Source organism: Bradyrhizobium sp. 930_D9_N1_4 (assembly GCF_052076015.1).
Classification (GTDB): Bacteria; Pseudomonadota; Alphaproteobacteria; order Rhizobiales; family Xanthobacteraceae; genus Bradyrhizobium.
On sequence record NZ_CP197236.1, the window covers coordinates 5,202,070 to 5,226,152 of the forward strand.

The following is a 24,083-nucleotide window of genomic DNA, read 5'->3' on the forward strand; positions in this document are numbered from 1 at the left end:
AGAGTTCCGGGTTCGCGCGCGAACCCGGAGTGACGCACGGAAATCAGACGGCGCGCTTGAGCGCTTCGACGAGATCGGTCTTCTCCCAGGAGAAGCCGCCCTCGTTGTCGGGCGTGCGGCCGAAATGGCCGTAGGCCGAGGTGCGCGCGTAGATCGGGCGGTTGAGGTCGAGATGGGAGCGGATGCCGCGCGGGGTGAGATCCATCGCCTTGGCGGCAGCCTTCTCGAGCTCGTCCTCCGTCACCTTACCGGTGCCGTGGGTGTCGATGTAGATCGACAGCGGGCGCGCCACGCCAATGGCGTAGGCGAGCTGCAGCGTGCAGCGGTCGGCAAGACCGGCCGCGACGATGTTCTTGGCAACGTAGCGCGCAGCATAAGCCGCCGAACGGTCGACCTTGGTCGGATCCTTGCCGGAGAACGCGCCGCCGCCGTGCGGAGCCGCGCCGCCATAGGTGTCGACGATGATCTTGCGGCCGGTCAGGCCGGAATCACCGTCGGGACCGCCGATGTAGAACTTGCCGGTCGGGTTGATGTGCCAGATGGTCTTCGGCGTGATCCAGTCCTTCGGCAGCGCCTCGCGCACATAGGGCTCGACGATGTCGCGGATCTGCTTGGACGAGATGTCCTCGACCAGATGCTGGTGCGACACCACGATCTCGCGCACGCCGACGGGCTTGCCGTTCTCGTATTGCACGGTGACCTGGCTCTTGGAGTCCGGGCCGAGCACCTTCTCCTTGCCGGAGTGGCGGGCTTCGGAGATGAGGCGGAGGATCTTGTGGGCGTAGAAGATCGGCGCCGGCATCAGGTCGGGCGTCTCGTTGGTGGCGTAACCGAACATGATGCCCTGGTCGCCCGCGCCCTCTTCCTTGACCTCGCCCGGCTGCAGCGCATCGACGCCCTGCGCGATGTCAGCCGACTGCGGGTGCAGCAGGATCTCGATGTCGGCCTTCTCCCAGTGGAAGCCGTCCTGCTCGTAGCCGATGTCCTTGATCGCAGCGCGCACGACGCTCTCGATCTGGTCGTTGGTGACGGATGCGGGACCGCGGGTCTCACCGGCGATCACGACCTTGTTGGTGGTCGCGAGCGTCTCGCAGGCGGCGCGGATCTGCCAGGGATCGATGCCGGCCTTGGGCCCTTCGCGGTAGAACAGATCGACGATTTCATCGGAGATCCTGTCGCAGACCTTATCGGGATGGCCTTCGGACACGGACTCGCTGGTGAAGAGATAGGACGCGCGCATCAGTAACCCCTTGTTCCGCCGCTATTCCGGCGGGCGTTTGCGATGTTTACCTTCGGATTATGTCAATCACGCCGTCGCGAGATGACGTAGGACTCGTCGTAGAACCAGAGCCCGTTGTACTTTCGCAGCACGTCCCGGGCGGCATCCAGAGTGCGACCGTTTTGAGTCATATCTGTCAACCGGTCGTCCTCGATCTGAGCGACATACACCGCCGCATTCCACGCTGCAAAGGCCGTCGAGGTTCCGATCGTACCGGTCACCTCGTTGGGCAGAGCTTCCATATCATACCTGAAGATCGAACGGTTGTCCGCATAAGCATTAAAATTTAGGTCTCGGCCCAACGATCCGAGCTCGTACTTCACCGCGCGCAATAGCTCATGACGGCTGACCGAGAAAGGGTTTTCTCCAGGCCAGATCGCCTGGATCATTTCCATGCCCGGATCCTGGCCATGGGAGTGGATTCCGATCAGCCGCCCGCCCGGCCGGAGCGCCCGCGCCAGAGGTGCGATGATCCGCTTGGCCCGGAAATTGACCGAGGACAGGGCCCGGTAGGGCTGGGATGCGATGACGAGGTCGAAATTGGCCTCGGTCTGGCCCGGCCGCGGGATGGTCGAATCCAAGAGGAACCGGTGGTCCTCGCGATAGAGCACGAGCACGACAGGCCGCTCGTACAGCGGCATGGCCGTGCGCGGGCTGATCGCGGCGCGCCAGTTCTGCTCCAGGAACGGCCGCAGCTCGGCGATCTGCTGCTCGAACTCGCCCGATGACGCCCCCCGCAGCGGAACCTCGTGCCAGACGGTGGCAGCCGCCGCCGCGGGCGAGGCCGGCGTCAGCCAGGGCGCCTCCGAGTAGAACATGTTGGTGAAGACGAACACCGATGCCGGATGCTCGAAAATGCGGTCCGGCACCTTCTCCAGCGTCAGCCGAAGATCCTCGAGACTGAGCTCCTTGCCGGCCACATAGAAGGGCATGTGCGGGTAGCGCTGGTGGGTCGCGCGCAGCACCCGCGCCAGCACCGTGCCGTCGCCGACGCCGGCGTCGAAGATGCGCAGGGCCGGCGGACGCGGATGGATGCTGGCGAGTTCGAGCGCCACCCGCTCGGCGACCACCCGCTTCTCGCTGCAGGTATGGACGAACAGCAGGTACTTCTGCCGGTTCTCGAAGAAGCGGAAATTGCCGCGCGGATCGCGCTTTTCGGGGGGCACCTGAAGCCCCCGCGACGGGGGCAGGCCGCCGGTCGTCGATGCCGCGATATAGGCCTGGATCCGGTCCAGCGTGTCGATCGTGATGCGCTTTCCCTCGCGCAGGCGATGGACCAGCTTCCCATCGTTCACCGCACGCCGGCCAAAGGTCGATTCCGCCATGTCCGCCTTGCGGCAGAACTCGGTGATCTGGCTGAGGATTTCGTCGTTTTTCATGAGTGGGAAACGAGTGGGCAGAAGGATTGGGAACCCACCTCGTAGCAAAATCTGCCCACCGAGGGAATACCCTCCCGGGCTTTACTCCACGTCCAATGACGAGCGCGTGAACCCCGATGCCCCGCGGGGCAACAAACAAGCACTTTCCTCAAGGGACCCGCCCCCATGCGCTGCCTGCTCGTCGCGCTCTGCCTGCTCGCCACGCCCCTGTGGTCTACCCCCTGCCTCGCGCAGGCGCGCAATCAGCTTGGGCCGCTCTGCACCACCGACACCACGCCGGCGGACAAGATGATCGACGCCTGCAACAAGATCGTCGCGCTGAAGGTGTTCAAGGGCGAGCAGCTCGCGACGATCTACTTCTGGCGCGCGGTGGGCTGGAACAAGAAGGGCGACTATTCGAAGGTCATCGCCGACACGACGGAAGCGATCCGGCTTCAGCCGAGCCAGGCAGCCTACAATCTCAGGGGCTCCGCCTATTACGACAAGGGCGAGTACGACATCGCCATTACCGATTTCGACGATGCGCTGAAGCTCGGGCAACCGACCAGCACGATCTTCCACAACCGCGGCAATGCCTGGCGCGGCAAGGGCGACTACCCGAAGGCGATCGCCGACTACGACGCCACGATCAAGCTGGAGCCGAAATCGACGTTCTCGTTCCAGAACCGCGGCATCGCGAAGGAGGCGCTCGGCGATCTCGACGGGGCGCTGACCGACATCAACCAGGCGATCCGGCTCGATCCGACGCTGCCGCAGCCGCTGATCAACCGCACCGCGATCTGGCGCGTGCGGGGCGATCTCGATCGCGCCATTGCCGACGGCAGCGAGGCGATCCGGCTGGCGAAGGACAAGCCGCCCGTCAACATCATGACGCCGCCCAACAGCGTGCTGATATCAGGCTATATCCACCGCGCGCTCGCTTATGAAGCCAAGGGCGACTACACGCATGCGCGCGACGACTACAAGGCAACGCTGGCGATCGCGGCATCCGATGCCGGCAGCAAGGCCAACCAGGCCACCGCCAAGGTGCGGCTGTCGCTGGTGACGGATGCGCTCGCACCCATCCCGCGCGATGCGCCGTCACCCGTGACGCAACCCGCTACTGCCCCAGCCCCGCAGCAGACGGGCGAGGCACCGGTGCCCTCGCCCGGGCCTGTTGCCCTCGGCAAGCGCACGGCGCTGGTGATCGGCAATGGCGCCTATGCACATGTGAAGGCGCTGCCCAATCCGGCCAACGACGCGCGCGCCGTCGCGAAGAGCCTGCGCGACATCGGCTTCACGGTGTCGGAAGGCGTCGATCTCGACCGCGCATCCATGCAGAGGGTGACGCGCGACTTCCTGCGCGAGGCGGCGCGGGCGCAAGTTGCAGTGGTCTACTATGCCGGTCATGGCGTGCAGGTCGATGGCCGCAACTATCTCATTCCGGTCGACGTCGCGCTCAAGCCGGGCGCGAGCATGACGGACGCGATGATCGACATGGACACGATCATGGCCGGCCTCGACGACCAGATCCGCACCAACATCCTGATCTTCGATGCCTGCCGCAACAATCCGATGGCGCAGCAGGTGGCGTCCGCCGGCAGCAGTCGCGCCATTGAAGGTGCCTCGGGCCTCGCCGCGCCGACAAGCCTCGGCGCAGGCGCGACGCTGGGCGCCGGCACGCTGATCGCTTTCGCCACCGCACCGGGCCAGGTGGCACTCGACGGCGAAGGTGCGAACTCGCCGTTCTCCGCCGCCCTTTCCCGTCATCTCGGTACGCCGGGACTGGAAGTGCAGCAGATGCTGACGCGGGTACGGGCGGAGGTGGTTTCGAGCACGAAGAACAAGCAGGTGCCGTGGTCGAACTCGTCGCTGCTGGGCGAGGTTTATCTGACGGAGAAGTAACGGTGGGTGGGGCCGTCGCCGGTCAGGGGGCGCTGCCAGCCACACACTCGGCGTCATCGCCCGGCCTTGACCGGGCGATCCAGTACTCCGTGACAGTTATGATTCAGTCGATAGGCCGCGGCGTACTGGATTCCCCGCCTTCGCGGGGAATGACAGCAGCTTCGTGGCAAACTCAATTGCCCCACACTTCCTTTGCGATCTCCACAGCGAGGCTCAGCTTCGCCCACTGCTCTTCCTCGGAGAGGATGTTGCCCTCTTCCGTGGAGGCGAAACCACACTGCGGCGACAGCGCGAGCTGCTCCAGCGGGGCGAATTTGGAGGCTTCCTCAAGACGACGCTTGATGTCGTCCTTGTTCTCGAGCTCGCCGAACTTCGAGGTGATGACGCCGACCACGACGACCTTGTTGCCCTTGGGCAGGAAGCGCAGCGGCTCGAAGCCGCCGGCGCGATCGCTGTCGTATTCGAGGAAGTAACCGTCGTAATTGGTGCCGGCGAGCATGGTCTCGGCCACGGGCTCGTAGCCGCCCGAGGAAATCCAGGTCGAGCGGAAATTGCCACGGCAGACATGCGTCGTCACCACCATGTCGGCCGGCTTCTCCGCCAGCGCGTAGTTGATGACCCGCGCGTAGATCTGCTGAAGGCCTTCCGGATTGTCGCCGCGCTCGCGTGCCTTCTGCAATTCGTCCGGCGAGCAGAGATAGGCCCAGACAGTGTCGTCGAACTGAAGATAGCGGCAGCCGGCGTCGTAGAACGCCTTGACGGCCTTGCGATAAGTTTTGCCGAGATCTTCGTAGAACGCATCGAGATCAGGATAGACGTCCTTGGAGATCGCCTTGCGGCCGCCGCGGAAGTGCAGCACGGCCGGCGACGGGATCGTCATTTTGGCAGTGACATGGGCCTGATCCGCGTTCTTCTTGAGAAAGCGGAAATGGTCCAGCATCGGATGGTCGTCGGGGAAATCGAGCTTGCCGATCACGCGCACCGCGTCGTGACGGGTCTGCACGCCCGCGAACTGGATGCCGGCGTCGGGGTGGAACAGCTCGCAGCCAGTGAGCTTGGCCAGGAAGTCGAAATGCCACCAGGAGCGGCGGAATTCGCCGTCGGTCGCAAGCTGGAGGCCGACCGAGGCCTGCTTGTGCACGACCTTCTCGATTTCCATGTCCTCGATCTTGCGCAGATCGTCGGCCGAGATCTCACCCTTCTCCAGTCTGATGCGGGCTTCCTTGATCTTGGCGGGGCGCAAGAGACTGCCGACCTCGTCGGCGCGGAAGGGGGCTCTGGTTCGCTGCATTTCTTGACTCCCGAAGATTTCTTAGTGGGCCGCCGCCCCTGCCACCCCGAGATGACGCTCCAGGACCGATGGGTCGGCCTTCAGCGCGGCGCTCGGGGCGTCGTGGACGATCGTTCCGCGCTCCAATATCACAACGCGGTCGGCGAGCCCCAGAATCTTTTGGGCATTCTGCTCGACGATGATCGAGCAAATACCTCCCGCCCGGGTGATGGCCCCGATCGCCTTCAAGAGCTCCTCGACGATGATGGGGGCAAGGCCCTCGGTCGGCTCGTCCAGCAGCAGGACTTTCGGGTTGAGGGTCAGCGCGCGGCCGATCGCCAGCATCTGCTGCTCGCCGCCGGAGAGCTGGTTGCCGAAATTGCTCCGCCGTTCCTTCAGCCGCGGGAACATCTCGTAGACCTTCGCGACGGTCCAGGGGCCGGGCTGCGCCACCGCGGTCATGTTCTCCTCGACGGTCAGCGAACGGAAGATGTTGCGCTCCTGCGGCACCCAGCCGATGCCGGCCCGCGCCCGCTGGTCGGGTCGGAGCGTGGTGACATCCGTATCGCCGAGCACGACCGTTCCGGAGAAACGGCGGGTGACGCCGACGATGGAGTTGATCAGCGTGGTCTTGCCGGTGCCGTTGCGCCCGAGCAGCGCCAGCACCTGCCCTTCGGCGAGGCGCAGCGACATATTGGGCAGCACCACCGCCTCGCCATAGCCGGCGCGCAGCGAGTCGATCGCGAGCAGGTCAGACATTGACCGCCTCCTCGCCGAGATAGACCGCCTTGACCTGCGGATCGCGCGCGACCTGGTCGGGAGGACCTTCGGTGAGCAGTGCACCCGAGACCAGCACCGAGATGCGATCGGCAAAGGAAAAGACGAGGTCCATGTCGTGTTCGATCAAGAGCACCGTGACGTCGCGCGGCAGGCTGCCTACGACGGCGAGAATGTCGTGGCGCTCGCTTTCGGGCACGCCGGCGGCGGGCTCGTCGAGCAGCAGCACGCGCGGCTTGGCGGCGATCGCGACCGCGATCTCGAGCAGGCGCTGCTTGCCGTAGGGCAGCGTCACGGTCTGCTCGTTCATGACGTCGAGCAGATGGAAGCGCGTCAGGAGGTCGGCGATCTCGCCGTTGACGTCGCTGCGCGTGCCCATGCGCCGCCACCAGTCACCGCCGTGGCCGAGGCGCTCTGAGACGGCAAGGCCAATGGTCTCGAGCGGCGTCAGGTCGGGATAGAGCTGGTTGATCTGGAAGGTGCGCGACAGACCGCGCAGCACGCGCTTGTGCACGGGCAGGTCGGTGATGTCCTGGCCTTCAAGCAGGATGCGGCCGCTATTCGGCTTGAGCACGCCGGTGAGCTGGTTGATGACGGTGGTCTTGCCGGCGCCGTTCGGGCCGATCAGCGCATGGCGGGCGCCCTGCTCGATCTTCAGGGACAGGTCGCGCGTGACGCGCAGTCCGCCAAACTGCTTTTCGAGGTTCCGGGTTTCGAGCACGATGGTCATGCGTCGCTCTCCGGCACGGCGACGGCGGCCTTGCGCCCGGAGACCTGCTTGATCACGAGATTCGGCACGTACAACACCCAACGGTGCAGGCGTTGGCGTCCGACCAGCACCATCACGACGAGAACGAGGCCGATCCAGAACATCCAGTATTGCGGCGTGATGGTCTGAAACAGTTCCTGCAGCATCTTGAAGACGACCGCGCCGATCAGCCCGCCATAGAGATAGCCGGTACCACCGATGACGAGCACCAGCATCAGATCGGCCGAGCGCTCGAAGGCGAACACGTCGAGCGAGGCGATCGCGGTGGTCTGGGTGAACAGCGCGCCCGCAATGCCCGCATAGAATGCCGCGAGCGTATAGATCGCGATCAGGCGGCGGTTGACGGGAATGCCGATCGCAGCGGCGCGCAGCGGATTGTTCTTGATCGCGCGCAGCGACAGGCCGAACGGCGAATGCACCACGCGGCGGGCAAACAGGAACAGCAGGAACAGTACGGCGAGCGAATAGAAGAAGCCGGTCTTGCCGAACATGTCGAACGGAATCTCGCCGAAGATTGGCTGCATCTCGATGCCTTGCAGGCCGTCGGTGCCGCCGGTGATGTTGGAGAATCGCTCGGCGAGCGCCTCCAGCAGCAGGGCAATGCCGAGCGTGACCATCAGCCGGGTGAGGTCGACGCCGCGGATGACGAGGAAGCTGGTGGCAAAGCCCAGTACCATCGCGGCGAGGCCCGCAACGATCAGCGCCAGCACCGGCTCCTTGACGATTCCGTGCAGCGCAAGCAGCCCCGCTGCATAAGCGCCGACGCCGAAGAAGGCGGCATGACCGAGCGAGACGATGCCGGCATAACCGAGGATGAGATCGAGCGACATCGTGAACAGCGCCAGCCGCAGGATGTCGGTCATGATCAGATAGCGATTGGGAAATGCAAAGCCGCAGGCCAGCACGATCAGCCAGAAGACGGCTTCGCTGTAATGCCAGCGCGCCTGGCGCTGGGCGTGATAACCGACGTCGGAAGAAGCGCTCATCGGCAAACTCAACGCGCGGCCGTGCGGCCGAACAGGCCGTTCGGGCGCCAGATCAGGATCACGATCATCATGGTGTAGATCACGAAGGGTCCCATCTTGGGCACGTAATATTTGCCGGCGACGTCGCCGATGCCGAGCAGGAGCGAGGCCAGGAACGGGCCGGTGATCGAAGACGAGCCGCCGACGGTGACCACGATCAGGAAGTAGATCATGAACTTCAGCGGGAAATACGGGTCGAGGCCGAGGATTTCGGCACTCAGCGCGCCGCCGAGGCCGGCAAGGCCACATCCGAATGCGAAAGTGAAGGCGAACACCTGTGGCACGTTGATGCCGAGGCCGCTGGCAGCGCGAGGATCATCGACCGCGGCGCGCAGGCGGCTGCCGAAGCGGGTCTTGGCCAGCACCATCTGGAGGCCGATGGTGAGCAGGCCGCAGATCACGATGATCATCAGGCGATAGCGGCCGATGCCGACGCCGAACACATCGAACTGGCCCTGAAGCGCGGCCGGCAGATTGATGAAGACGCGCGACGAGCCCTGGATGTAATCGACGGCCGCGACCGACATGAAGGTCAGGCCGATGGTGAACAGCACCTGGTCGAGATGGCTGCGCGTGTAGAGGTGGCGGTAGAGCGTGCGCTCGAGTGCGATGCCGATCGCAGCCGACGAGACGAAGGCGAGCGGCAAGGCGGCGAAGAACGGCCAGCCCATCCGGTTCACCAGCACCATGCAGACATAACCGCCGGCCATGGCGAAGGCGCCGTGCGCGAGGTTGACGAAGTTCATCAGGCCGAGCGTGACTGCGAGCCCGCAAGCGAGCACGAACAGCAACATGCCGTAGGCAACGCCATCGAACAGGTTGGTGAGGATAGAGGTCATCGAGAGTGGATCAATCCTGATAGGCGCTCGTCGTTCCGGGGCAGCGCAGGCGCGCCGGCCCCGGAATTTGGTTTCAACAATTTCGAGATCCCGGGTTCGCGCTAATGCGCGCCCCGGGATGCTCCGCTTTCGCGGGTCACTTCTTCGTCTTGCCGAGATCCTTGACGGCTTCGAAGGTCGCGAACTCGACGTTGTAGAGCTCGCCGTCGACCTTCTCGACCTTGCGGATGTAGATGTTCTGCACGATGTCGCGGGTCTCGGGGTCGATCGAGATCGGGCCGCGCGGGCTCTCCCACTTCTGGCCCTTCATCGCCTCGATCAGCTTGTCGCCATTGGTGTCGCCACCGGTCTTCTTCAGCGCTTCGTAGATCAGGTGGATGCCGTCATACCCGCTCACCGCCATGAAGCCGGGACGATTGCCGAAGGCCTTCTTGTAGGCCGCGACGAAGTCCTTGTTCATCTGCGAGGGATGCGCCGCCGAATAAAGATGCGCGGTAACCGTGCCGAGCACAGCGTCACCCATGTTGTTGAGGAGGTCGTCGTCGGTGACGTCGCCCGGCCCGATGACCTTGATGCCGGCCTTGTCGAGGCCGCGCTCAGCATATTGCTTCATGAAGTTGCCGCCCTGGCCGGCCGGCACGAACACGAAGATCGCGTCGGGCTTGGCATCCTTCATGCGCTGGAGGAACGGCGCGAAGTCGGGGTTGGCGAGCGGCGTCTTGACCTCTTCGACCACCTCGCCGCCACCGGCGGTGAAATTCTGTTTGAAGAAGTTCAGCGCGTCATTGCCGGGCGCGTAGTCGGAGGTGAGCGTCGCCACCTTCTTGATGCCGTTCTTCACCGCCCAGTCGGCGATGATGGTCGAGGACTGCGCCAGGGTGAAGCTGGTGCGCACGATATAGGGCGAGCGCTCGGTGATGATGGAGGTGCCGGCCGCCATCACGACTTCCGGAATCTTGGCCTGCGTCGCCAGCGGCGCCGCGGCAAGCGCTGCCGGCGTCACGCCGAAACCGGCGATGAAGTTGACCTTGTCGTTGACGATCAACTCCTGCGCGGCGGTCTTGGTCTTGTCGGGGATCGCAGCGTCATCCTTGAGGATGATCTCGACCTTCTTGCCGGCGACGGTGTCGCCCTTCTGCTGCATGTAGAGCTTGATCGCGTTCTCGATCTGCTTGCCGGTCGAGGCCTGGCCGCCGGTCATCGGCAGGATCAGGCCGACCTTGACGGTGTCCTCGGCCTTGGCCGGCACGACGGCTGCAAGGCCCGCGATGGCGGCCGCTGCTGCAGTGCGTGAAAACATTTTGCGTTCGAACATCAAATGTCCCTCCCCTTTATTCCTGACCTCTTGTGCGTCGGACCAAGTGCCCGGTCCTTGGCTCAATCTTAGCTCACGCACGCGCTGTGTCGCGCGCAACATGGCGTCTTTAGCGCCCTCATTGTCAATCGGACGTTTGGCGACCATTCGGCGCAAGCCGAACGTTCGATTGGCCGATGGCGGAGAGCAGTGTCGCGGTTCGTCGGGGCAACCCGAGCGTCCGGATCTTGTCTGAGTTCTTGGCCGCTTTCATTTGTACGATTGTACAAATAAAATGGACCTGTCAACGAAAAAGCCCTCGCGCTGACCAAGCCAATTTGTCGCGAGCCTGTTCTCGCAGTCTAGAAACGCAGCCGAAAGCGTGGATGGAGGATTTCGTCATTCTTTTGCAGAATTCGGACACGGCAAGGGCTCGGACGGCGCAAAGTCGGTAATTAATTACCTACCTCGAATAAGTCTATTTTACCTTGTTGAAGGCTAGTCTTCCCGGGCCGGCCTGACTGGCGTCCAACGACCGAACGCGCGCATCCATCAATGTTCACGCCCTTCCGCACCCTTCTGATCCTCGTCGCGCTTGCCGCGGGGCTGTCCGGCTGCGGCACCGTCAACGAAAAGCTCTCCGCCGGCATGGGCGACTACGTCCCGCAATGGGCTGGCGGCCTGCCGGCCGACGCTCCTCCACGACCCGGCACGCCGCAATACGACGCCTACCTGAAGGAGCGCGAACGCAAGCGGCTGCTGCCGGCGGCGGATCGTGAAAAGGAAGAGCAGGCGCAGAAGGGCACGACGGGGTCTACGTCGGGCGGCGCGGTGCGCTAGGTCCGCAAGCCACCTCGCCCGCTTGCGGGCGAGGTGAAGCAAATCAATCCATGAACACCACGGTCTTGCGGCCGTTGAGGATGACGCGGTCGTCGAGATGGTAGCGGATCGCACGCGCCAGCACGCGGCGCTCGATGTCGCGGCCCTTGCGGACGAGATCTTCCGGGGTGTCGCGATGGCTGATGCGCTCGACGTCCTGGTCGATGATCGGGCCCTCGTCGAGATCGCGCGTCACGTAATGCGCGGTGGCGCCGATCAGCTTGACGCCGCGCACATGGGCCTGGTGATAGGGTTTTGCGCCCTTGAAACCCGGCAGGAACGAGTGGTGGATGTTGATGCAGCGCCCCGACAGCTTTGCCGAGAGGTCGTCGGACAGAATCTGCATGTAGCGGGCGAGCACCACGAGATCGGTTCCGGTGCTGGCGACGAGATCGAGGATCTGCGCCTCCTGCTCGCGCTTGGTCTCCTTGGTGACAGGCAGATAGTGGAACGGGATGCTGCCGAAATCGAGCCCGTCATAAACCTCGCGCGGATGGTTGGAGACGATCGCGGCGAGCGTCATCGGCAATTCGCCGGTGCGCCAGCGATAGAGGATGTCGACCAGGCAATGGTCCGACTTCGAGACCAGCAGCATCACCTTGCGATGCGCGGCGCGGTCGCGCATCTGCCACTCCATGCCGAAACGCTCGGCGATCGCGGTGAAGCCGGTCTGGAGCGCCGACAATTCCACTGCAAGGTCGGCAGCGGTGAACACCACGCGCATGAAGAACTTCTTGGTCTCGACGTCGTCGAACTGCTGGGCGTCGAGAATGTTCTGTCCATTGTGGGCCAGGAAGGTCGACACCGCCGAGACGATGCCGGGACGATCCGGGCAGGACAGGGTCAGGACATATTGATGGTCGGGCATGGCTCTTGAAAAATGGCTCTTGATGAAGGTTTGTGCATAGGCCTGAGGAACGACCCGCGATTTGCGCCCTGCTCTATCACCGACCCTGCCCTTGCGCCAATCCCGACCGCGGAGTCAGGATGAACGGACCATTGAAATTTTGACCGGAGTACGCCCATGGCCGACCGCTTGAACGGCTTCCGCATCCTGATCCTGGAGACGCGCGAGGAGGCGCAGTTTTCCAAGCTGCTGGCCGAGCAAGGCGCCGAGGTCGTGCAATGCCCGATGTTCACGATCCAGGATGCACCGGACCCCGCCCCGGTCGAGGCCTGGATCCGCCGCGCCATCGACAAGCCTTTCGACGACCTCGTGCTGATGACCGGCGAAGGCCTGCGGCGGATCATGAAGCTCGCGCGCGCAAGCGGGCTCGATCAGCCTCTGGTCGCGGCGCTTGCCAAATCGCGAAAATTCACCCGCGGCCCGAAGCCCGGCAAGGCATTGCGCGAGAACGGGCTGGAGGCGCAGCAGACCACGGAGAAGCCGACCACCGAGGGCGTGATCGAGATGCTGGGCAGGCTCGACCTGAAGGGGCATCGTCTCGGCCTCCAGCTCTATCCGGACAAGGACCACAGCGCGCTCGCGGGGGCGCTCGCCGCGCAAGGCGCCGACGTCGATGCCGTGCTGCCTTACGCCTACGACTCAAAGGCTGCGGATGCCAACATCGTCACCGCCATCGACGACATGGCTGCGGGACGAATCGATTCCATCGCGCTGACCAATCTCGGCCAGGTCCGCCGACTGGTCGAGGCCGCGAAGGCGCACGGCAGCGAGGCGAAGCTGCGCGCAGGTTTCGAGCGCACATTGATTGCCTCGGTTGGACCTGCGGTCTCGGGCGAACTCGCCGCGCACGGCCTGCGCACCGACGTCTCGCCGGCGGATGAAGCCTATTTCATGCGTCCGCTGATCTCGGCAATGGCTGCGGCGCTCGCGGAGCGCAAGCCGAGAACCGCGGCGAGCTAAGAGCCGAACGCGGGGGCGACCTGCGGCGGCTCCGATTGACACACGCATCGTCAGCGCTACGTTGCCGGCACGGAAGAAGAAACAACAGGGCAAGGGAATCGCCGTGATATCCGTCAACGCGTCGTGAGCGCAGCCGCACGGCGTTCAGCACTCGCGCCATTCCGCATCCGCAACTATCGCTTCCAGTGGCCCTCCGACCTGCTCACCTCCTGGGCGTTCGAGATCGAGACGCTGGTGCTCGGCTGGTACATCCTGGTCGAGACCGGCTCGGTGCTGATGCTCACAGTGCTCGCATCGCTCCAGTTCGTCGGGACTCTGGTCGCACCGGTGTTCGGCATGATCGGCGATCGCATGGGCCATCGCGATCTGCTGGTCCTGATGCGTCTTGCCTATACGGTACTGTCGTCGACCATCATGGGTCTGGCGCTGACCGGTCATTTGTCGCCGCTGAGCGTCATGGTCATCGTCGCGATCATGGGCCTGATCCGTCCCTCCGATCTCGGCGTGCGGGGCGCGCTGCTTGCCGAGATCATGCCGGCCGAGCAACTCGTCGGTGCCATCAGCGTTGCGCGCACGACCCAGGACAGCGCGCGCATCGCCGGCGCGTTGACGGGCGCCGGGCTGTTCGCCGTCCTCGGCATCGGCTACGTCTATGTGGCGATCGCCTGCCTCTACTTCGTGGCCGCGCTGCTCATGCTCTGCCTGACCAAACCCAAGCGGACCGTCACCACGAGCGATCTTCCGGCCAACAGCCACGCCGTTTCGCGATTGCTGGGCGATCTGAAGGAAGGGATCGTTTACGCTTGGAGCGGTCCGGGAATGGGCGCGGCGCTGTGCGTCGCCTTCCTGGCCAATCTCACCGCCTTTCCCTTCACCGGCGGACTCTTGCCCTACATCGCGCGCGAGATCTTCCAGACCGACCAGACCGGCCTCGGTTATCTCTCGGCGAGCTTCGCCGTCGGCTCGCTGATCGGCTCGATCACGCTTAGCCTCGTCGGCGGCCTGCGCATTGCAAGGCTTCTGATCGGCGCGACGCTGGCATGGTACGCCATGCTGCTGGTGTTCGTCGAGGTCAGGACCATGCCGGTGGCGATGGCCTGTCTCGTGCTCGCCGGCATCGCCCAGAGCATGTCGATGATTTCGGCGGCCGTGATCCTGATGCGGACGGCGAGCGCACATCTGCGCGGCCGGGTGATGGGCGTGCGGATGATGGTGATCTACGGCCTGCCCCTTGGATTGCTCGCCGCCGGCAGCCTGATCGATATCATCGGCTATTCGGCGACAGGCTCGCTCTACGCCGCCGCGGGCTTCATCGCGATGCTGGCGATAGCGTTCCGCTGGCGCGCCGACCTCTGGCCATTGCACGCTCCCGCCAACGCGCGCTAAAGTCCCGCTCCGATGAAATCGGAACGGGACTTTAGATTCTTGTTTTGACGCGTTTTCTTGACGCGAACCGGTATCCACTTCGCTCGAAAACGCTCTAGTCCCCGTATCCGCGCAACCGCTCGACATCGAGGATCGTGACGCCGCCATATTCGAGCCGCAGCAGACCTTCCTTCTCCAGCCGGTTCAGCGCACGGTTGGCGTTCTGGCGGGACATGCCGGAGAGTGCGCCGATCTCCTCCTGGGTGATCTCCAGATGCGCGGTCGATTCCGGATAGAGGATCGGGTTGAACAGCGAAGCAATGCCGCGGGCGAGCCGTGCGGTGGCATCGAGTGTACGGTTGACCTCGAGCATGCCGATGAACTGGCCGAGCCGCTCGTTGAGCTGGCGCACCAGGAAGCGGTTGAAGCCGACGCTGTTCTCGAACAGCCACATGAACGCGCTGCGCTCCATCAGCGCGACGCGGCTGTTGCGCAGCGCGACCACGTCGTAGCGGCGCGGCTCGTTCTTGAGCACGCTGCCTTCACCAAACCACGCCCCGGCCGTCAGCCCGGCAAGACTGGTCTCCTTGCCGTCACGTGAAACGCCGCCCATCCGGGCCAGGCCGAAGACCATGCCAGCCCAATAATCGAACGTATCGCCGCGCATGAACACGGTCTCGCCGGTGCCGTAGGAGCGTTCCGTGATCCCGGCGCGGGCGACCTCGATCTCCGCTTGTGTGAGCTCGCGCGACCAGGCAGCGACGCGCTTCAGTTGATCCTCTGAAATCATGATCCCGCAGCCAGCCGCACCGTTTTCGTCACTCCATCACCCTGCTGCACTGCAACACGATCATCTCAAGCCTCGTCCGACGAAAGATGAAGGCCACGCCCGTCCGAAAAACTTTGTCGCAGAATTGTCAGGCGGGAGACATTTCAAAATAGCGCTTTCCCCTATTGAGGACCACCTCGGGCGATGCGGCTTTTGATCCCAAACGGGAACGAAAGTGGCGCGGCTCCGGTCGGGACCATCTGCTGCATGGTCTCGCCGGTACGGCCGTACTAGGATTGCCCGGAAGGAACGGACGAAGAGCGCCGCTGAACGCGCCATCACCGGGAGGGATTTGTTTGGTGGCTACCAGTCTCGAAGTGCGCGGCGTGTCCCTGCGATTCGGCGGCGTGCGCGCGCTGACCGATGTCAGCTTCGCGATCAACGAGGGCGAGCTGTTCTCGATCATCGGCCCGAATGGCGCCGGTAAAACCTCGATCGTGAATTGCATTTCAGGCCGCTACAAGCCGACCGAAGGCCAGTTGTTCTATCGGGGCCGCGACATTACCGGCCTGACGCCGAATTCGCGCCCCACGCTCGGCATTGGCCGCACCTTCCAGAATTTGGCGCTGTTCCACCATATGAGCGTGCTCGACAATATCATGGTCGGCCGCCATCATTTGCTGAAGAACAATTTCCTCACGGGCTCGCTGTACTGGTTGACCGGCGCGCGCCAGGAAGAGCTCGCGCACCGCCGCAAGGTCGAGGAGATCATCGACTTCCTCGACCTCCAGTCGGTGCGAAAAGCGCCAGCCGGCACCCTCTCCTATGGCCTGCGCAAGCGCGTCGAGCTGGCCCGCGCCATGGCGCTGGAGCCGCGCCTCATCCTCCTCGACGAGCCGATGGCCGGCATGAATTTCGAGGAGAAGGAGGATATGGCCCGCTACATCGTCGATCTCAACGAGGAGTTCGGGATGACGGTGGTGATGATCGAGCACGACATGGGCGTAGTGATGGACATCTCCCACCGCGTCATGGTGCTGGATTTCGGCCGCAAGATCGCCGAGGGCGATCCCGCCGCCGTGCTCGCCGATCCCCATGTCAGGCGCGCTTACCTGGGTGAAGAGGACGAGGTGCTGGTCGATCCCGACGATGCGCCGCCGGCGCAGGAGAGCGCGGCATGATGGATTATGCGGGCCGCGTCGCACAGGCCGACACCTATCCGAAGATGCTCCGGCTCAACGCGAAGGAGCATGGCAACGAGATCGCGCTGCGCGAGAAGGATCTCGGGCTCTGGCGCATCTTTACCTGGAGTGACTACAACACCCGCGTGCGCGACTTCGCGCTCGGGCTCGTCGAGCTGGGCCTCGGCCGCAACGACGTCATCGGTGTCATCGGCGACAACCGGCCGGACTGGGTTGCCGCGGAGATCGCGACTCACGCGATTGGCGGATTGAGCCTCGGGCTCTATCGCGATGTGCTCGACGAGGAAGCCGCCTATCTCCTCACCTATGGCGAGGCGCAGCTGGTTTTCGCCGAGGACGAGGAACAGGTCGACAAGCTGCTGACGCTCGCCGACCGCGTGCCAAAGCTGAAGCACATCATCTATTCCGACCCGCGCGGGATGCGGAAATATGACGACCCGCGCCTGATGTCGGCAGAAAAGTTCGCCGCGCTCGGCCGTGCGCGCGCGACGCGCGAGCCTGCGCTTTACGATCGGCTCGTGGACGCCACCAAGGGCCAGGATGTCGCGATCCTCTGCACCACGTCAGGCACCACATCGCATCCGAAGCTCGCGATGCTCGCCGCCGGCCGCGTGCTCAGCCATTGCGCGACCTATCTCGCCTTCGACCCCAAGGGACCGGACGATGAATACGTCTCGGTGCTGCCGCTGCCGTGGATCATGGAACAGGTCTATGTGCTTGGCAAAGGCCTCTTGTGCCGGATGAAAATCAACTTCGTCGAAGAGCCCGACACGATGATGAACGATCTGCGCGAGATCGCGCCGACATTCGTGCTGTTCGCGCCGCGTGTCTGGGAATCGATCGCTGCCGATGTCCGCGCCAAGGTCATGGACGCAACGCCGTACAAGCAGTACCTGTTCGACATCGGCATGAGCAGCGGCCTGGCCGCGCTCGCGCAGGGCAAGCGTTCCGGCTTTGCCGACGTTGTGCTGTTCCGCGCGCTGCGCGACCGCCTCGGCTTCACGCGCCTGCGCTCAGCCGCGACCGGCGGTGCGGCGCTTGGCCCTGAGACCTTCAAGTTCTTCCAGGCCATGGGCGTGCCGCTGCGCACGCTCTATGGCCAGACCGAGCTGTTGGGGGCCTACACGCTGCATCCCGAAGGCAAGGTCGATCCCGACACGACCGGCGTACCGATGGCCGACAGCGTCGAGATCCGCATCGACAATGCCGACGTCCACGGCGTCGGCGAGATCGTGGTGCGGCATCCCAACATGTTCCTCGGCTACTACAAAAATCCCGAGGCCAGCGTTGCCGACATCAAGGACGGCTGGATGCTGTCGGGCGACGCGGGCTATTTCAACGACAACAAGCAGCTCGTCGTCATCGACCGCATCAAGGATCTCGCTGAGACTTCACGCGGAGAGCGCTTCTCGCCGCAGTTCATCGAGAACAAGCTGAAGTTTTCGCCCTATATTGCGGAAGCGGTGGTGCTGGGCTCGGGGCGCGACGCGCTCGCGGCGATGATCTGCATCCGCTACTCCATCATCTCGAAATGGGCGGAAAAGAACCGGCTCTCGTTTACGACCTACAGCGACCTCGCCTCGCGACCCGAGGTCTACGCGCTGCTCAAGAAGGAAGTCGAGACCGTCAACGCCACGCTGCCGCCGGCGCAACGCATCTCCCGCTTCCTGCTGCTCTACAAGGAGCTGGACGCCGACGACGGCGAGCTCACCCGCACGCGAAAAGTGCGGCGCAGCGTCATCAACGAGAAATATGAAGGCATCATCGATGCCATCTACCGCGGCGATGCCGACATCCCCGTCGACACCGTGATCCGCTTTCAGGACGGCACCACGCAGAGAGTGCGCACGACGCTGCGGGTGGTGGATCTGGGCGGACACGGGCACATGGCGGAGGCCGCGGAGTGAGTACGCTTCCGATACAGAGCGCGTTGCCGATCGATGCCCCCTCTCCCGCGCAAGCGGGGAGAGGCGAAGGACAGCATATCACATGAACACCGCCTTCCTCATCCAGCTCCTGGTCAACGGCCTCGTGGTCGGCACGCTCTATGGCGTGGTCGCGATGTCGTTCGTGCTGATCTACAAGGCGACGCAGGTCGTCAATTTCGCGCAAGGCGAGCTGCTGCTGGTCGGCGCCTGGGTGTGCTGGACCTTGCTCGCAAAATACCAGGTGCCGTTCTGGATCGGCATGCCGATGACGCTGGTGTTCATGTTTGCGTTCGGCATCGCAATCCAGGTCCTGATCCTGCGGCCGATGATCGGTGAGCCCATTATCTCCGTGATCATGGTGACGATCGGCCTCTCCACGGTGCTCCAGGCGACGCTGAAATGGATGTACGGCGTCAACCCGCAGCCGTTCCCGCGCGTGTTCGAGAGCCAGGCGGTCAGCCTGTTCGGCCTCCAGATCCAGACCGTCTATGTCATGAGCCTCGTGGTCTCCGTCGCGATGATGATCGGCATGGCCTGGTTCTTCCGCGCCTCGAAATACGGTCTCGCCATGCGCGCCACCGCGTTCAACCAGCAGGTCGCACAATCACTCGGCATTTCCGTGAAGAGCGTGTTTGCGATGGCCTGGGCGATCTCGGCGACGGTCTCTGCCGTCGCAGGTGTCGTCGTTGCCGTTGTGAACGGCGTATCCTCCGGCCTTGCTGCCTACGGCATCAAGGTGTTTCCGGCAGCCATCCTCGGCGGGCTCGACTCCGTCGGCGGCGCCGTGCTCGGCGGCATCATCATCGGCCTGCTCGAGAACGTCGCGCAATATGTCGACAGCGAGTATCTGCACTGGGGCAATCTCTACGAGATCGCGCCGTTCTACGTCCTCATCATCGTGCTGATGATCAAGCCCTACGGCCTGTTCGGCACCCACGACATCGAGCGGATCTGATTCATGGCCGGCCCTGCCCTCATCCCCGCTGGTGATTTCCGCACCTCCTACGCGGCCGACACCACGATCTTCCCGACCAATACCGGCCGCAATTTCGCGATCGCGGGCGTTGCGCTGCTGTGCTTCGCGCCGCAGTTCTTCGGCGGCTACTGGCTCAGCATCCTGATCCAGATCGGCATATTCTCGATCGCCGCGCTCGGCCTCAACATCCTGGTCGGCTTTACCGGCCAGATCTCGATCGGGCACGCGGCTTTCTTCCTGCTCGGCGCCTTCACGTCCGCCTATATCTCCAACAAGGCGTCGATACCGGTTTTCTTCGCGATGCCGCTCGCCGGCGTCGTCACCGCGCTGGTCGGATTGGTCTTCGGCATCCCGGCGGCACGGTTGAAGGGGCTCTACCTCGTCATTGCGACGCTTGCCGCGCAATACATCCTGCTCGACTTCTTCTCCCGCGCGGAGTGGTTCACCGGTGGCTCGGTGCCGGCGAGCGCCAATCCGTTCTCGATCTTCGGCTACACGCTGCGCGGCGATAAGCAGTATTTCTACGTCGTGCTGGCCTATGTGCTGGCGAGCTACATCCTCGTCACCAATCTGATGCGCACGCGCGACGGCCGCGCGCTGGTGGCGATCCGCGACCATTATCTCTCCGCCGAGATCATGGGCATCAACCTCACCAAATACCGCACGCTGTCGTTCGGCCTCGCCGCCTTCTTCGCCGGCATCGCCGGTGCGCTGTATGCGCATTACCAGCTCGTGGTCTCCCAGGAGGGCTTCGGCATCGAGCGCTCGATCCTGTTCCTGGCCATGATCATCATCGGCGGCACCGGCTCGATCATGGGCACGCTGATGGGCACTGCCTTCGTGGTGCTGCTGCCCGAGGCGATGGAGTTCATCAGCCACTATCTGAAGGGCGGCGCGATCGACAAGGCGCTGTCGCTCAACACCAACATCACCTTCCTGCGCGAAATCGCGATCGGTGTGATCATCATCGCGTTCTTGATGTTCGAGCCTGACGGTCTCGCGCATCGCTGGCGGCAGATCAAGGCGTACTGGAAACTCTACCCGTTCTCGCACTGAGCGCGGGCTGCTTCACTTAAACAATAAAACAGGAGGAACCGACCCATGAAGACGAAGTCCCTTTTGAGCACCGCGTCGCTCGTTCTCGCCATTGCAGCCTTTTCCGCAAGTGCGCAGGCGCAGATTGCGATCGGCCATCTCGCCGATTATTCCGGCGGCACCTCCGACGTCGGCACGCCCTACGGCCAGGCCGTCGCCGACACCTTCGCCTGGGTCAACAAGAACGGGGGCGTCGGCGGCAAGCAGCTCAACGTCGACACCAACGACTACGGCTACCAGGTGCCGCGCGCGATCGCGCTTTACAAGAAGTGGTCGGCGCCCGACAGCAAGGTTGCGGCGATCATGGGCTGGGGCACCGCGGATACCGAGGCGCTGACAGGCTTCCTTGCGCAGGACAAGATCCCCGATCTCTCCGGCTCCTACGCCGCCGCCCTCACCGATCCCGAAGGCGTCAGCGGCAAGGCCAAGCCCGCGCCCTACAACTTCTTCTACGGCCCGAGCTATTCGGATTCGCTCCGCGCCATGCTGATGTGGGCGGCCGAGGATTGGAAGGCCAAGGGCAAGTCCGGTAAGCCGAAATTCGTGCACATGGGCGCCAATCATCCCTATCCGAACGCGCCGAAGGCCGCAGGCGAAGCCATGGCGCAGGAGCTCGGCTTCGAAGTGCTGCCGCCGCTGGTGTTCGCGCTCGCGCCGGGTGACTACAGCGCGCAGTGCCTGAGCCTGAAATCCTCGGGCGCCAACTACGCTTATCTGGGCAACACCGCCGCTTCCAACATCTCGGTGATGAAGGCCTGCAAGACCGCCGGCGTCGAGATTCAGTTCATGGGCAATGTCTGGGGCATGGACGAGAACGCCGCCAAAACCGCGGCCGATGCCGCCGATGGCGTGATCTTCCCGCTGCGCACCGCCGTGAGTTGGGGCGGCGATGCGCCCGGCATGAAGACGGTGATGGAGATCTCCAAGATGTCCGACCCCACCGGCAAGGTCTACCGCCCCGTGCACTACATCGCCGCTGTCTGCTCGGCGCTGTACATGAAGGAAGCACTCGACTGGGCCGCCAAGAACGGCGGCGCCACGGGCGACAACGTCGTGAAGGGCTTCTACCAGAAGAAGGACTGGGTGCCGGCCGGGATGGAAGGCGTCTGCAATCCCTCGACCTGGACCGACAAGGACCATCGCGGCACACTGAAGGTCGACCTCTACCGCACCAAGATCGCGGGCGCGACCGACGGCGACCTCAACGACCTCATGGCCAAGGGCACGATCAAGCTCGAGAAGGTCAAGACCATCGAGCTGCCGCGCAAGCCGGAGTTGCTGGGCTGGTGAGCTTACAGCTCACCTCACGACGACTGTCATCCCCCGCCTTGTGCGCATGGCGCACTGGAGCGGGGGATCCAGTACGCCGCAGCTTCTCCGTGAAACTCAGGCGCCTCTGGAATACTGGGTCACCCGCCTTCGCGGGTGACGACATCGAGAGAGTAACTAGCCATGAGTGAAACAGCTCATATCGAGCGCCCCACCCCCACCGCCGTGGCACCCGCCGCCCTCCTCGCCGTGCGCAACATCGAGGTCGTCTATGACGACGTCATCCTCGTGTTGCGCGGCCTCAGCCTCGACGTGCCCAAGGGGGCGATCGTGGCATTGCTGGGGGCCAACGGTGCCGGCAAGTCGACGACGCTGAAGGCGATCTCGGGGCTGCTCAAGACCGAGGACGGCGAGGTCACGCGCGGCGAGATCCTGTTCGAAGGCGAGCGCATCAACGGTATCGATCCCGACAAGATCGTCCGCCGCGGCATTTTCCAGGTGATGGAGGGCCGGCGCATCGTCGCCGACATGACGTCGATCGAGAATCTCAAGCTCGGCGCCTTCACCCGCAGGGACCGCGAGGTCGATTCCGACCTCGACATGGTCTTCAATTATTTCCCGCGCCTGAAGGAGCGCACTGGTCTCGCCGGCTATCTTTCCGGCGGCGAGCAGCAGATGCTCGCGATTGGCCGCGCACTGATGGCGCGCCCGAAGATGATCTTGATGGATGAGCCTTCGATGGGCCTGTCACCGCTGCTGGTGAAAGAGGTGTTCTCGATCATCCAGAAGATCAACCGCGACCTTGGCGTCACCATCCTCCTTGTCGAGCAAAACGCGCGTGCCGCTTTGTCGGTCGCGAGCCATGGCTACATCATGGAGCAGGGCAAGGTCGTGCTCGACGGCACCGCGGACGAATTGCGCGACAACGAGGACGTCAAGGAGTTCTACCTCGGCGGCGCAGGCGACCAGCGCAAGAGCTTCAAGAACCTCAAGAGCTTCAAGCGCCGCAAGCGCTGGCTTTAACCTTCCAGAACCTGCTCCGCTTCCGTGACTGCGCAGAGAACATGATAGAACGACGACGCAGGAATGGTGTCGACCAGCGATTTGCCGTCGCGATCGAACTGGTCGTACCAGCCGCCCTTCACGGGATGGCTGAGGTAATGCCGTTCGAGCCGCGCCAGCGCCGTGCGCGCTTCGTCCGCTGCGCCCGCCTCGCCGGATTCGGCCTGCGCGATCCACGCCTTCGCCATCTCGGTTTGCGGCCACAGCCGGCGCGTAGCGCGACGGATGACGCCGGCGGCGTCGCCCTCGTCGGTGAGACAGCCCGTGGCTTCGTCGCGATAACGCAGCGCAGTCGCCAGCAGCTCTGCACGCCGCTGCCCCGTGGGGCAACCCGTGATGCGCTCAAAACCCTTCAGCAGCCAGACCCATTCCGCCTGATGGCCGGGCTCGACGCTGACCGGCTCGATCTTCGACCAGTCCTCCTCGAAATACTCCGTCAGGATGCGCTTCTGCTTGTCGTAGAGATTGGCGAGAAACAGCGCGAAGAACTCGCCGGCGCGGTTCTGGAACGACAGATCGTGGGTCGCGTCGAAGCACGCGATCATCGCCTCGAACAGATGCATGTGCGGGTTCTGCCGGCGCGGCAGCGACACCGGCAGGCCCTCGTGGACGCCGCCATGCGGCGAGCGCAGATGGCCGTCGAGAAAGGCGAGCAGCGCGTCGATCTCCGCGCGAATTTGCGCGTCCTGGTCGAGCGCATAGACAGTCGCGAGCGCAAACAGGATGAAGGCGTGGTCGTAGGCATCGCGCCGCGCGTCCAGCACGGAGCCGTCCGGCGTCAGCCGGTGCACGTAACCGGGCCGGCCGTCGGGCGCCTTGGCTTTGCCAAGCAGATGCTCCAGTCCCTTCAGCGCGATGGCGCGCCCCTCAGGGTACCAGCCCATCTGCGCTGCCTTGGCGTAGCAGTAGATTTGCCGGGCCTGCACGAGCACGCGCCGGGGCGCGGCTCCGTCCGCCGTGCCGTCGCGGTGCAGCCGGTCGACGAAGCCGCCCGCTTCGTGGTCCCAGCCAACGCTCGACCACAGCGGCAGCGCATCCTCAATCATGCGGCGCTTCAGGCGCGCGACGACATCCGCCGCAATCAGTCCTTCGTCCGCCATCGCGTCCTCTTCAAGCCGTGCCCATGGCCGTCTGATACCTATGCCGGCGGCAGCG

General features: G+C 64.0%; 21 protein-coding genes. 10 read left to right on the forward strand and 11 right to left on the reverse strand.

Going from position 1 to position 24,083, the window contains the following annotated elements:
• Positions 1 to 43: 43 nt before the first annotated feature.
• Positions 44 to 1,240, reverse strand: a complete 1,197-nt coding sequence (gene metK, locus AB7532_RS24815) for a methionine adenosyltransferase (RefSeq protein WP_441237315.1) — start codon at positions 1,238 to 1,240, stop codon at positions 44 to 46.
• Positions 1,241 to 1,302: 62 nt separating this feature from the next.
• Positions 1,303 to 2,658, reverse strand: coding sequence for a hypothetical protein (locus tag AB7532_RS24820; RefSeq protein ID WP_441239350.1), 1,356 nt, complete (start codon positions 2,656 to 2,658; stop codon positions 1,303 to 1,305).
• 165 nt (positions 2,659 to 2,823) lie between these two features.
• Between AB7532_RS24820 and AB7532_RS24825 the strand changes: the two genes are divergently transcribed.
• Complete coding sequence (locus tag AB7532_RS24825; protein ID WP_441237316.1) at positions 2,824 to 4,542, forward strand: caspase family protein; 1,719 nt, start codon at positions 2,824 to 2,826, stop codon at positions 4,540 to 4,542.
• Between the two features lie 172 nt (positions 4,543 to 4,714).
• Here AB7532_RS24825 and AB7532_RS24830 read toward each other — a convergent pair whose 3' ends face one another.
• The 6 genes from AB7532_RS24830 to AB7532_RS24855 form a co-directional block, all read right to left on the reverse strand.
• On the reverse strand, positions 4,715 to 5,833 hold the full coding sequence (locus AB7532_RS24830; protein ID WP_441237317.1) for a cobalamin-independent methionine synthase II family protein: 1,119 nt from the start codon (positions 5,831 to 5,833) through the stop codon (positions 4,715 to 4,717).
• Positions 5,834 to 5,854: 21 nt separating this feature from the next.
• Positions 5,855 to 6,571 carry an ABC transporter ATP-binding protein gene (locus AB7532_RS24835; RefSeq protein WP_441237318.1) on the reverse strand — a complete coding sequence of 239 codons (717 nt, stop codon included), beginning with the start codon at positions 6,569 to 6,571 and terminating at the stop codon, positions 5,855 to 5,857.
• Entirely contained in the window at positions 6,564 to 7,319 is a 756-nt protein-coding gene (locus tag AB7532_RS24840; RefSeq protein ID WP_441237319.1) for an ABC transporter ATP-binding protein, read from the reverse strand. The genes AB7532_RS24835 and AB7532_RS24840 overlap by 8 nt, the downstream gene beginning before the upstream one ends.
• Positions 7,316 to 8,344 carry a branched-chain amino acid ABC transporter permease gene (locus AB7532_RS24845; RefSeq protein ID WP_441237320.1) on the reverse strand — a complete coding sequence of 343 codons (1,029 nt, stop codon included), beginning with the start codon at positions 8,342 to 8,344 and terminating at the stop codon, positions 7,316 to 7,318. Before AB7532_RS24845 ends, AB7532_RS24840 begins: the two co-directional genes overlap by 4 nt.
• Positions 8,345 to 8,352: 8 nt before the next feature.
• The gene (locus AB7532_RS24850) at positions 8,353 to 9,222 is read right to left on the reverse strand and encodes a branched-chain amino acid ABC transporter permease (protein WP_270161696.1); all 870 of its coding nucleotides are present in this window, start codon (positions 9,220 to 9,222) and stop codon (positions 8,353 to 8,355) included.
• Between the two features lie 136 nt (positions 9,223 to 9,358).
• Positions 9,359 to 10,537, reverse strand: a complete 1,179-nt coding sequence (locus AB7532_RS24855) for an ABC transporter substrate-binding protein (protein ID WP_441237321.1) — start codon at positions 10,535 to 10,537, stop codon at positions 9,359 to 9,361.
• Positions 10,538 to 11,071: 534 nt separating this feature from the next.
• Between AB7532_RS24855 and AB7532_RS24860 the strand changes: the two genes are divergently transcribed.
• Positions 11,072 to 11,356: a hypothetical protein gene (locus AB7532_RS24860; RefSeq protein WP_441237322.1), complete on the forward strand. Its 285-nt coding sequence runs from the start codon at positions 11,072 to 11,074 to the stop codon at positions 11,354 to 11,356.
• 43 nt (positions 11,357 to 11,399) lie between these two features.
• Here AB7532_RS24860 and purU read toward each other — a convergent pair whose 3' ends face one another.
• Entirely contained in the window at positions 11,400 to 12,263 is an 864-nt protein-coding gene (gene purU / locus AB7532_RS24865) for a formyltetrahydrofolate deformylase (protein WP_441237323.1), read from the reverse strand.
• Between the two features lie 156 nt (positions 12,264 to 12,419).
• Here purU and AB7532_RS24870 point away from each other — a divergent pair, with 156 nt between their 5' ends.
• Both AB7532_RS24870 and AB7532_RS24875 read left to right on the forward strand, forming a co-directional pair.
• A complete protein-coding gene (locus AB7532_RS24870; protein ID WP_441237324.1) occupies positions 12,420 to 13,262 on the forward strand; it encodes a uroporphyrinogen-III synthase in 843 nt (280 codons plus the stop codon).
• A 123-nt stretch (positions 13,263 to 13,385) separates the two neighbouring features.
• Positions 13,386 to 14,648, forward strand: coding sequence for an MFS transporter (locus AB7532_RS24875; protein WP_441237325.1), 1,263 nt, complete (start codon positions 13,386 to 13,388; stop codon positions 14,646 to 14,648).
• 94 nt (positions 14,649 to 14,742) lie between these two features.
• Here the strand turns inward: AB7532_RS24875 and AB7532_RS24880 are convergent, their stop codons facing one another.
• Positions 14,743 to 15,417 carry a Crp/Fnr family transcriptional regulator gene (locus tag AB7532_RS24880; protein WP_441237326.1) on the reverse strand — a complete coding sequence of 225 codons (675 nt, stop codon included), beginning with the start codon at positions 15,415 to 15,417 and terminating at the stop codon, positions 14,743 to 14,745.
• 338 nt (positions 15,418 to 15,755) lie between these two features.
• Here AB7532_RS24880 and AB7532_RS24885 point away from each other — a divergent pair, with 338 nt between their 5' ends.
• From AB7532_RS24885 to AB7532_RS24910, 6 genes are all read left to right on the forward strand, one after another.
• A complete protein-coding gene (locus AB7532_RS24885) occupies positions 15,756 to 16,577 on the forward strand; it encodes an ABC transporter ATP-binding protein (protein WP_441237327.1) in 822 nt (273 codons plus the stop codon).
• Positions 16,574 to 18,505, forward strand: coding sequence for a long-chain fatty acid--CoA ligase (locus AB7532_RS24890; protein WP_441237328.1), 1,932 nt, complete (start codon positions 16,574 to 16,576; stop codon positions 18,503 to 18,505). The genes AB7532_RS24885 and AB7532_RS24890 overlap by 4 nt, the downstream gene beginning before the upstream one ends.
• An 82-nt stretch (positions 18,506 to 18,587) precedes the next feature.
• On the forward strand, positions 18,588 to 19,481 hold the full coding sequence (locus tag AB7532_RS24895; protein WP_441237329.1) for a branched-chain amino acid ABC transporter permease: 894 nt from the start codon (positions 18,588 to 18,590) through the stop codon (positions 19,479 to 19,481).
• A gap of 3 nt (positions 19,482 to 19,484) precedes the next feature.
• Positions 19,485 to 20,558: a branched-chain amino acid ABC transporter permease gene (locus AB7532_RS24900; RefSeq protein ID WP_441237330.1), complete on the forward strand. Its 1,074-nt coding sequence runs from the start codon at positions 19,485 to 19,487 to the stop codon at positions 20,556 to 20,558.
• Between the two features lie 45 nt (positions 20,559 to 20,603).
• Complete coding sequence (locus tag AB7532_RS24905; protein WP_441237331.1) at positions 20,604 to 21,887, forward strand: ABC transporter substrate-binding protein; 1,284 nt, start codon at positions 20,604 to 20,606, stop codon at positions 21,885 to 21,887.
• A 162-nt stretch (positions 21,888 to 22,049) separates the two neighbouring features.
• Complete coding sequence (locus AB7532_RS24910) at positions 22,050 to 22,889, forward strand: ABC transporter ATP-binding protein (protein ID WP_441237332.1); 840 nt, start codon at positions 22,050 to 22,052, stop codon at positions 22,887 to 22,889.
• On the opposite strand, the gene AB7532_RS24915 is transcribed toward AB7532_RS24910, so the two are convergent.
• Positions 22,886 to 24,028, reverse strand: a complete 1,143-nt coding sequence (locus AB7532_RS24915) for an AGE family epimerase/isomerase (protein WP_441237333.1) — start codon at positions 24,026 to 24,028, stop codon at positions 22,886 to 22,888. The genes AB7532_RS24910 and AB7532_RS24915 overlap by 4 nt on opposite strands.
• Positions 24,029 to 24,083: the final 55 nt, after the last annotated feature.

What these genes read in the sequence shown, in the direction of transcription:
- AB7532_RS24860 (WP_441237322.1), top strand. Translation starts at nt 11,072, where the DNA reads ATGTTCACGCCCTTCCGCACCCTTCTGATCCTCGTCGCGCTTGCCGCG.
- AB7532_RS24855 (WP_441237321.1), bottom strand. Translation starts at nt 10,537, where the DNA reads ATGTTCGAACGCAAAATGTTTTCACGCACTGCAGCAGCGGCCGCCATC.
- AB7532_RS24840 (WP_441237319.1), bottom strand. Translation starts at nt 7,319, where the DNA reads ATGACCATCGTGCTCGAAACCCGGAACCTCGAAAAGCAGTTTGGCGGA.
- AB7532_RS24895 (WP_441237329.1), top strand. Translation starts at nt 18,588, where the DNA reads ATGAACACCGCCTTCCTCATCCAGCTCCTGGTCAACGGCCTCGTGGTC.
- AB7532_RS24845 (WP_441237320.1), bottom strand. Translation starts at nt 8,344, where the DNA reads ATGAGCGCTTCTTCCGACGTCGGTTATCACGCCCAGCGCCAGGCGCGC.
- AB7532_RS24870 (WP_441237324.1), top strand. Translation starts at nt 12,420, where the DNA reads ATGGCCGACCGCTTGAACGGCTTCCGCATCCTGATCCTGGAGACGCGC.
- AB7532_RS24850 (WP_270161696.1), bottom strand. Translation starts at nt 9,222, where the DNA reads ATGACCTCTATCCTCACCAACCTGTTCGATGGCGTTGCCTACGGCATG.
- AB7532_RS24915 (WP_441237333.1), bottom strand. Translation starts at nt 24,028, where the DNA reads ATGGCGGACGAAGGACTGATTGCGGCGGATGTCGTCGCGCGCCTGAAG.
- purU (WP_441237323.1), bottom strand. Translation starts at nt 12,263, where the DNA reads ATGCCCGACCATCAATATGTCCTGACCCTGTCCTGCCCGGATCGTCCC.
- metK (WP_441237315.1), bottom strand. Translation starts at nt 1,240, where the DNA reads ATGCGCGCGTCCTATCTCTTCACCAGCGAGTCCGTGTCCGAAGGCCAT.
- AB7532_RS24820 (WP_441239350.1), bottom strand. Translation starts at nt 2,658, where the DNA reads ATGAAAAACGACGAAATCCTCAGCCAGATCACCGAGTTCTGCCGCAAG.
- AB7532_RS24890 (WP_441237328.1), top strand. Translation starts at nt 16,574, where the DNA reads ATGATGGATTATGCGGGCCGCGTCGCACAGGCCGACACCTATCCGAAG.
- AB7532_RS24880 (WP_441237326.1), bottom strand. Translation starts at nt 15,417, where the DNA reads ATGATTTCAGAGGATCAACTGAAGCGCGTCGCTGCCTGGTCGCGCGAG.
- AB7532_RS24900 (WP_441237330.1), top strand. Translation starts at nt 19,485, where the DNA reads ATGGCCGGCCCTGCCCTCATCCCCGCTGGTGATTTCCGCACCTCCTAC.
- AB7532_RS24905 (WP_441237331.1), top strand. Translation starts at nt 20,604, where the DNA reads ATGAAGACGAAGTCCCTTTTGAGCACCGCGTCGCTCGTTCTCGCCATT.
- AB7532_RS24825 (WP_441237316.1), top strand. Translation starts at nt 2,824, where the DNA reads ATGCGCTGCCTGCTCGTCGCGCTCTGCCTGCTCGCCACGCCCCTGTGG.
- AB7532_RS24910 (WP_441237332.1), top strand. Translation starts at nt 22,050, where the DNA reads ATGAGTGAAACAGCTCATATCGAGCGCCCCACCCCCACCGCCGTGGCA.
- AB7532_RS24835 (WP_441237318.1), bottom strand. Translation starts at nt 6,571, where the DNA reads ATGTCTGACCTGCTCGCGATCGACTCGCTGCGCGCCGGCTATGGCGAG.
- AB7532_RS24830 (WP_441237317.1), bottom strand. Translation starts at nt 5,833, where the DNA reads ATGCAGCGAACCAGAGCCCCCTTCCGCGCCGACGAGGTCGGCAGTCTC.